Source organism: Streptomyces sp. URMC 126 (assembly GCF_051386555.1).
GTDB lineage: Bacteria > Actinomycetota > Actinomycetes > Streptomycetales > Streptomycetaceae > Streptomyces.
The window spans coordinates 1-249 of the sequence record NZ_JBPQTX010001153.1 but is presented as its reverse complement, the minus strand read 5'-3'; the positions used below and the strand labels follow the sequence as shown (position 1 = coordinate 249).

The following is a 249-nucleotide window of genomic DNA, read 5'->3' as shown; positions in this document are numbered from 1 at the left end:
CTCCAGAACCCGCCGCGCCTGGACTTCGAGCTGCCCGGGGCGAGCCTGCGCGCCGTGCCGCTGCCCCGCCACTCCACCCGCTTCGACCTGGAGTTCCACCTCTGGGAGGAGCCGGAGACGGGCGCCCTGCGGGGCGCCGTGGTGCACAGCACCGATCTGTTCGACACGGCGACCGCGGAGCGGATGATCGGCCAGCTGCGCCGGCTGCTCACCGAGGCCGTACGCGATCCCGAACGGCCGGTGGCGGAA

1 protein-coding gene is annotated in these 249 nt (G+C 73.9%); it reads left to right on the top strand.

Annotated elements, in window-relative coordinates; genetic code table 11:
* A partial coding sequence (locus tag ACSNOK_RS35470) for a condensation domain-containing protein (RefSeq protein ID WP_436784792.1) occupies positions 1 to 249 on the top strand: 249 nt, incomplete at both ends.